General features: G+C 29.5%; 8 protein-coding genes. 4 read left to right on the plus strand and 4 right to left on the minus strand.

The features are described from left to right. Positions 1-115: 115 nt before the first annotated feature. Positions 116-748, minus strand: a complete 633-nt coding sequence (locus CLOBL_RS26040) for a TetR/AcrR family transcriptional regulator (protein ID WP_077861657.1) — start codon at positions 746-748, stop codon at positions 116-118. Positions 749-1,075: 327 nt separating this feature from the next. On the opposite strand from CLOBL_RS26040, the gene CLOBL_RS26045 reads away from it, so the two are divergent. Beyond that, entirely contained in the window at positions 1,076-3,745 is a 2,670-nt protein-coding gene (locus CLOBL_RS26045) for a DEAD/DEAH box helicase (protein WP_077861658.1), read from the plus strand. Next, on the plus strand, positions 3,746-4,462 hold the full coding sequence (locus CLOBL_RS26050; RefSeq protein ID WP_077861659.1) for an SWIM zinc finger family protein: 717 nt from the start codon (positions 3,746-3,748) through the stop codon (positions 4,460-4,462). Between the two features lie 224 nt (positions 4,463-4,686). On the opposite strand, the gene CLOBL_RS26055 is transcribed toward CLOBL_RS26050, so the two are convergent. After that, positions 4,687-4,908 carry a BhlA/UviB family holin-like peptide gene (locus tag CLOBL_RS26055; RefSeq protein WP_077861660.1) on the minus strand — a complete coding sequence of 74 codons (222 nt, stop codon included), beginning with the start codon at positions 4,906-4,908 and terminating at the stop codon, positions 4,687-4,689. Between the two features lie 14 nt (positions 4,909-4,922). Further along, positions 4,923-5,456 (minus strand): sigma-70 family RNA polymerase sigma factor, encoded by a 534-nt coding sequence (locus CLOBL_RS26060; RefSeq protein WP_077861661.1) that lies wholly within the window; start codon positions 5,454-5,456, stop codon positions 4,923-4,925. A gap of 508 nt (positions 5,457-5,964) precedes the next feature. Between CLOBL_RS26060 and CLOBL_RS26065 the strand changes: the two genes are divergently transcribed. Continuing rightward, a complete protein-coding gene (locus CLOBL_RS26065) occupies positions 5,965-6,504 on the plus strand; it encodes a sigma-70 family RNA polymerase sigma factor (RefSeq protein WP_077861662.1) in 540 nt (179 codons plus the stop codon). A gap of 99 nt (positions 6,505-6,603) precedes the next feature. Further along, on the plus strand, positions 6,604-7,170 hold the full coding sequence (locus tag CLOBL_RS26070) for a hypothetical protein (protein WP_077861663.1): 567 nt from the start codon (positions 6,604-6,606) through the stop codon (positions 7,168-7,170). A gap of 149 nt (positions 7,171-7,319) precedes the next feature. Here CLOBL_RS26070 and CLOBL_RS29080 read toward each other — a convergent pair. After that, on the minus strand, positions 7,320-7,862 hold a 543-nt coding region (locus CLOBL_RS29080; protein WP_077861664.1), incomplete at its 5' end, for a phage tail tip lysozyme.

Genomic DNA, 7,862 nt, shown 5'->3' on the forward strand with positions numbered 1-7,862 from the left:
TAAATATTTATGAAAAAAATTATTATCAACTTTGTAACTTTATTATAATTGGCTAATGTGTCAGAACAGTGACAAATTTAAATTATAATATGTTGAGATTTAATAACAGCTATATTTACTTTGACTTATCATTGGTATCTTTATAACGAAGTCCATCGCTAACAATGGAAAGTAATCTATTGAACTGTTTTGTATCTAAATCACCTTTACGCTGATCTATAGCTAACAAAAGACTCATTATGAGGGTGATTAAATCTTTTATATCTATATCTTCACGTACAGCCTTGGCTTTCTGAGCCCTGGTGAGAAGAGTAGAAAATGTTGACTGAAAATCCTGCAACACATCAAAATCTGTTATTCTGGTATTTAAAGCATCTTTTAAGGCCTTGTTAGTAAATCCATCTTCTATGATATGTATAAAGAAATTAAAAAAAGCTTCACCTGGATCAATATTATTAATAAGAGACTTAGCTCTTTGTGTAAGTTGCTGTTTATAACTAATATTGACTGCCTCAAACAGTGCTTCTTTGTTCGGAAAATGGCGGTATACTGTACCGATGCCTACACCAGCCTGACGAGCAATTTCACTTATAGGAATTGACGTCCCTTTTTCAGAAAAAATCTTATATGCCGCATCAAGTATCTGCTCTCTATTTTGTTTTGCATCCGCTCGTAAGGATTTTGAATTATTGTCATTAGGCTGTGTAATATTGTCTGTTTTGTTTACAGAGCACTCTTTATTTATCATTCAGATAACCACCTTTCTTTTTTAATTTTACTTCAAAATTTGAATATTGACAACGGAATACAAATTCCGATTAATAAATTGATATTAAAAGGCGGTGTTTATAATGAAGTTCCAAATGCTTTTTGAAATGAGAAATTCTATAAAAAGTGATTTTTAAAAATTGAAGAATGAGACGTGTGCAATTTATGTTATAATATCAATTAGAAAAATGGCTATATACATTATAAACAGAGCTTTTATGGCAAAATATAAGTTGGAATTATATGGGGATACTTTGTTGCAATGTGGTTATAATTCAAAATATAAAGAATATTAGGAGGACATTTTTTGGATAAGAGTCTTAAAGAACGTAAAGAATTAATAGCAATTTTTACAGAGGCAGGTTTTAAAATAGATTATGAGATAGCTCCTAAGAAAAAATTATCAGAAGATAATATAAAGAATCAGGAAGTGTGGTATACAAAATTTATAGAAGATAAATATAAGGCATTATGGAACCTTGGTTTTACGAATGAGGAAGAATGGATGTCAGAAACTATAAGTTTTTTATACTTTATAGTAAATAAATTAATAAAAGAGATTTCAAGAAAGCCTGATATAGAGATAACTCGTGAGGATACTGAATTATTTTTGGAATATGAAGAAATTGAAGCAATTAAGAATAGAGCACCTTTTTCAATAGGAATGGAATTTATAAATGATGAATGGATTTCAATGGTGTGGAATGAAACAGCAGATATATTCAGAAGAGAAATTGCTAAATTTAAAGGGACTGTACAGGAATATTTAATAGAAAGAAATACAAACATAAATGTTGCTGGAAGGGTATTTTTTCACTTAGTTGAAAACAAGGAAGATTCTTATCCATTTGCATTTTTGGCTACATATTCAACAGAAAATAAAGAAGCCGGAAGACGTAAAGCTAAACATACGCCTTTAAAAAATGCCTTATTAGAATATAAAGAAGATAAAGAAAAGCTTCTTAAGCTCATGGGAACAATAAGTAAGGCAGCAGACAAAAGTGATTTCATATCAAGTCTCATGGAAAGCGGAGAATTATTTTCACCACTTAAATTTACAAAAGATGATGCATATAGCCTTTTGAAAGAGATTCCTATTTATGAGGAAGCAGGAATAATGTGCAGAATACCAAATTGGTGGAGGAAGAAAAATAATTTTCTAAGGATTTCAGTTTCAATTGGTGAAAAAGAACCAGCAAAGGTTGGAATGGATGCATTATTATTCTTTGAACCAGAAATATTTTTTGGAGATGAAAAGATATCTAAGGAAGAACTTAAAAAATTACTTTTAGAAGCAGAAGGGTTAGCCTTAATTAAAGGGAAATGGATAGAAATAGATAAAGATAAATTAAAAGAAGTATTAGAGGCATATGAAAAGGCTGACACCTTAGCTAAAGCTGATGGATTAACTATTGCAGAGGCCATGCGTATGGAGCTTAATGCAGGAGAAAAACTTGGAATAAATGAAACTTCTGTGGATCTAGAAGTATCAAATGGAACTTGGCTTAAGAAGATACGTGATACTATGAAAAATCCAGATATTTTAAAAGAAAATACTCCAAGTACAAGTTTTAAGGCTTCCTTAAGACCATATCAAAAAACAGGATTTTCATGGCTTACTTATATGCAAAAATTAGGTTTTGGAGCATGTTTAGCTGATGATATGGGACTTGGTAAAACTGTACAGATTATTGCTTTTCTCGAGAAAATCAGAGTTGAAAGTGGAGGGAAAGCACTTCTCATTATTCCAGCTTCATTAATAGGCAACTGGCAGAAGGAAATAGAGAAGTTTGCGCCTGAAATGAAAATAGCTGTCCTTCATGGAAAAGAAACATCTATAGAGTTAGGTGAAGAAGATAGCCCATTTTTATATATAACTACTTATGGTATGGCAAGTCGTTTAGAAGAAATAAGAGAGATTACTTGGGATATATTGATCTTAGATGAAGCACAGGCTATAAAAAATCCAGGAACAAAGCAAACTAAGACCATAAAGCAAATTAAAGCTAAAACAAAAATAGCAATGACGGGTACTCCTATAGAAAACAGGCTTTCTGATCTTTGGTCATTATTTGATTTTCTAGATGCTGGGCTTTTGGGTACTGTTAAAGAATTTACAAACTTTACAAAGACCTTAAGAGAAAATAATAGTAACTATGCAAAACTTAAGAATATTATAAATCCCTTTATATTAAGAAGATTAAAGACAGATAAAAGTGTTATAGCAGATCTTCCAGAAAAGATAGAAATAAAAGAGTATGCATCTTTAAGTAAAAAGCAGATCGTGTTATATAATAAACTTGTAAAAGAGCTGGAAGCAAAATTAAATAATTCAGAGGGAATTGAAAGAAAAGGCCTTGTACTTGGAAATATCATAAAATTTAAACAAATATGTAATCATCCAGATCAATATTTAGGCCTTGAAGAATATAAGCTAGATAATAGTGGAAAATTTGAGCAGCTTAAAGATATCTGTGAAAATATATACGAAAAAAGAGAAAAAGTGCTTGTGTTTACTCAATTTAAGGAAATGACAGAGCCAATATCAGCATTCCTTGAAAGTATCTTTAATAGAAAAGGCTTAGTACTTCATGGGGGAACTTCCGTTAAGAAAAGAAGTGAAATGGTTGAAGCCTTTAATGGAGAAGAGTACATTCCATATATGGTACTTTCGCTTAAAGCAGGTGGAGTTGGTTTAAATCTTACAAGTGCTAATCATGTAATTCATTTTGACAGATGGTGGAATCCAGCTGTTGAAAATCAGGCTACAGATAGAGCTTTCCGTATAGGGCAGACGAAAAATGTAATGGTACATAAGTTTGTAACAAAAGGAACAATTGAGGAAAAAATAGACTTAATGATAGAAGAAAAACAAAAATTAGCTGGAGATATAATAGCTTCATCAGGTGAAAGTTGGATTACAGAGCTTGATAATAAGGAACTTATGGAATTATTTAAGTTAGGTGGTGACAAATAAATGGGTTATTATGGCTGGTATAAACCAGAATCAGCAGCAGATAAAGCTAAAAAGAATCAAAAAAATCTTGAAAAACTTAGAAAAACAAATCCTGATATATCACCTATAATTATAAGTGGAAATCAGATAGCATCAAAATGGTGGGGAAAAGCCTGGAATAAGAATTTAGAGAATTATGCAGATTTTAAAAATAGAATAAGCAGGGGAAAAACTTATGTAAAAAGCGGTGCAGTGCTTAATTTAAAGATTTCAGAAGGAAAAGTAGAAGCAATAGTTCAAGGAAGCAGTTCAAGACCATATAATGTTACAATTTCTATTGATAAGTTAGATAAAAAGAATTGGGAAAAAGTTAAACAGCTTTGTAATAGGAAAATAGATACTTTAGAAACACTTCTTTTGGGGAGCTTTCCCAAAGAGTTTGATGAAATGTTTAGTAATTCAAGAAATGGAATATTTCCAAGCCCAAAAGAAATTCATTTTAAATGTACATGTCCTGATTCAGCAAGAATGTGTAAACATATTGCAGCAGTACTATATGGAGTTGGTTCAAAATTAGATGGAGATCCTATATTATTTTTTAAGCTTCGTGCTATTGATTTTCAGGACCTTCTTAAAAAGTCGATGGAAGATAAAATGCAAAGTATGCTGAAAAATGCAGATAAGAAAAGTGATCGTGTTATAGCCGACGATGAAATTTTTGATTTATTCGGAGTATAATAAGAATAAATAGTTAGTAAAAAAGTAAGTTTTTATCTAATGTATATTATTTAAGAAACAAATATTCAATTTTGTGAACAATTCAAATCTCACAGTAGTTTAAGACTAACGTAAAATACAATGAAGAGTAACACATCAAAAGGGGAAATGAGTGTTACTCTTTGTTATTATATTTATTTAATGGGGTAATATTTATGAAAAGATTATTATCAACTGAATGAAATCTAATTAATTTTATTTTTTATTTCATTAATAGTTGAATTTATTGAATCTAAAGTATTCAATCTGTCCGTAAGCTGCTTTATTATCTCTTGATAGTTTTTTTCCCTTTCTTCCTGTTTTAGATCCCTAGTTTCCTGTGCTTTTAGTATGTATACTATAAGTACACAGCTAAGCATTACCCAGATTCCCTGAGTTGCAGCGGTTTTTATCAATTCATCCATAATTTCTCACCTCCGTTCTAATTTAATAATTCTTGTCTTAATGTCTCTAAAGCCTTTCTTAGAGATTTATTCACAGCTTGTCTTGATATTTTAAATAGTTTTGCAATTTCTATATCTGATAATTGTAAATAGAACTTATAAAACATAATTTCCTTTTGTTTAGGATTTAGTGATGAAATCAGATCGTTGAAAAATATGTCTGAATATTCATCATTTTTTTCATTGCAGTCGATTACATCTAATGTCTCTGCTTCAGATGTAAAAGTCATCGATTCTTTATCTTTAGCTATCTTATGAAATAAGGATATAGACTTGTTATTAAGACATTTATAAATGTACATTAATATATCTTTATCCGTATTAAATTTTTGTTCATCTATTACTTTTAAAAGTTCGTATAGATATATGATGAGATCTGTTTCTGCTTCGGGATATTTTAGTTTATAGCTTAGATATTTAATCTTAGAGTTAAAGTGAATCAAAATATCACCAAAAACTTCTTGATTGTTATGAAATGTTTTAATATTAGATAATAATAAATTTGTAGGCATTTGGCACCTCCTAAATTCTCTTAAGAGTTCTAATTACCTACTAAAAGCAAATCTTTTTTTGATATGTAAACCTAAAAAATGAAAAAAAGTAAAAAATGACTAATACAATATGAAATTGTATTAGTCATTTAAATTAATAACTTTAGATGTCGAGTAAATGCGTATTTATATATTTTTAAGCATAATTTTTCTGAAGCAGTTAGATCAATTTATGAACATATCAAAATAAAGCATGATATGATTTAATCTTTAATTTAGGATTGAATTAATTACAAATAAGCTAAGCATATCAACTTATTAGATCTAAAGCGATACAATATCCTTATACTAGGAATAACAGCCAAAACATATCTATGATAATTTCTTCTTTAATTTTCATATTATTAAACTTTCTTAACAAATTTTATACACTGTGCACTAATTATTGCCAAAAGATATAAATTCAATAGCATTTTTTAAGACATTATTTTTCAAATAACATGTTTTTCATGATTAGGAGGTAAAAAGAATGAATACTAAAATGTATGATGTAATAAAATTGGCACAGATGAGTAATAAAGAGGCTATGCAATTTCTAATTGATAAATTTATGCCTATAATATTAAAGTATCAATATAAGTTAGGATACGCTGAAGCAAGAACAGATTTGATAATAGAATTTATACAAGTAATAGATAAGATTGATCTATGTAAATTTGATAGTGAAAAAGAGGGAACGTTAGTGGTATATATAAATAAAGCTTTAATTAGTAGATGTACAAATCTATTAAAAAAACACATTATAAATGGGAAGCAGAGCTCAGAAATATGTATTGATATTATTCCAGATAGAGGAGTAAAAGATAATAAATTTGATAATTTTTTAGTAAAAGAAATTCTTTCTAAGGAAATAATAACAGATAAACAAAGGTCTATTTTAATTAATCGATATTTAAGAGATAAGAGTGATGCAGAGATTGCTTGTGACTTAAAAATAAGCAGACAAGCTGTATGCGAAAATAGAACAAGGGCTATTTCAAGAATAAGAGATTATCTAAATGCTGTTTAGTAGAAAATTGATAATTTATATTTTTTACATCTGTTATTGAAAAGTTTATAATTATTTTGTTAATGTCTGGATATTATAATATATGGAAGTGAGGTTATCATGAAAAATTTAAAATTTTGTTTACTATTTTTAATTATTTTTTTAACGGCGTGCTCATCAAATGTTTCTAAGGGTACAAATAAATTGGATGATAATACTAATAACTCCAGTCAAAGTTCAACTAAAAGCTCCGGGGATAAGTCAGAAGAAAAACAGATATCTTCTGATGATAACACAAAAGATGAGGCTTATTCAGAACAGAATATTTCTGAAAAAGTTAAAGAATATATTATTAATGGTCAAGAAGATAAATCAGAAGCAGGAAAAATAAAATGGAGTAAAACATTCCTAAATCGAGTTGATATTAAAAGTTTATATAAGCAATATATAGCTAATGGAGGTAATGCTGATGATGTAGAGAGTTTTGCTATGTATATAACTCTAAATGCACCTATTCAAAAGGATTGGGAAGATCTATTTAAAAAAGATTTATATGACACATATGAGGAAAAAGTCGTTAAATTAGAACCTTTGCAAGATGATTTATACCAAGCCTATGTTATAAAAGAAGGTAAAGAAGTACCTTATGTTGTGGTTTCAGCAAGAACTGGTTATTTTCATGGATAGGACATAATGTTATTATTGAATTAAAAAATAGACAGCAACGTTGTCATTGCTGCCTATTAGAATTAAATATCTAATATTTATGATTTTAAAAAATTAGAAGAAATCAAAAAAATTATGCTTTAATTATGTCACGAAAATTTACAAATAATTTATCTTACTCTCAAAACTTGTCCTACATAGATGAGATTAGGATTTGAAATTCCATTCCATGCTTGAAGTTGAGCAACTGTAGTTCCAAATTTTGCAGCAATTCCGCTTAAAGTGTCACCAGATTGAACAGTATAGGTGGTAGTTCCTCCAGAACTTCCAGCAGATACCTTAAGAACTTGTCCTACATAGATTAGATCAGGGTTTGAAATTCCATTCCATTCTTGAAGCTGAGCGACTGTAACACCAAACTTTGCAGCAATGCCACTTAAAGTGTCACCGGCTTGAACAGTATAAGTTGTACCACTAGGTGGTGGAGTAGTTACGCCTGCAAGGGTACTATACCATTGCTCAGCCCAAACACCTCTTTGAGGTTGGTTACGGTTAACAGGTCTTTCATAGTTATTTATAAATACTTCTGCCAAATAAGTAGGAGTACTTGTACTTTGAGTGAATTGTACAAAATTCATTGGATAAGCACTTGTTGAAAAAAATTGCTGACCATTTTCAAGTTCCCATTGTATTCTTCTGCATTGTGTATCAAC

The sequence above is a fragment of the Clostridium sp. BL-8 genome (assembly GCF_002006495.1).
Classification (GTDB): domain Bacteria; phylum Bacillota; class Clostridia; order Clostridiales; family Clostridiaceae; genus Clostridium.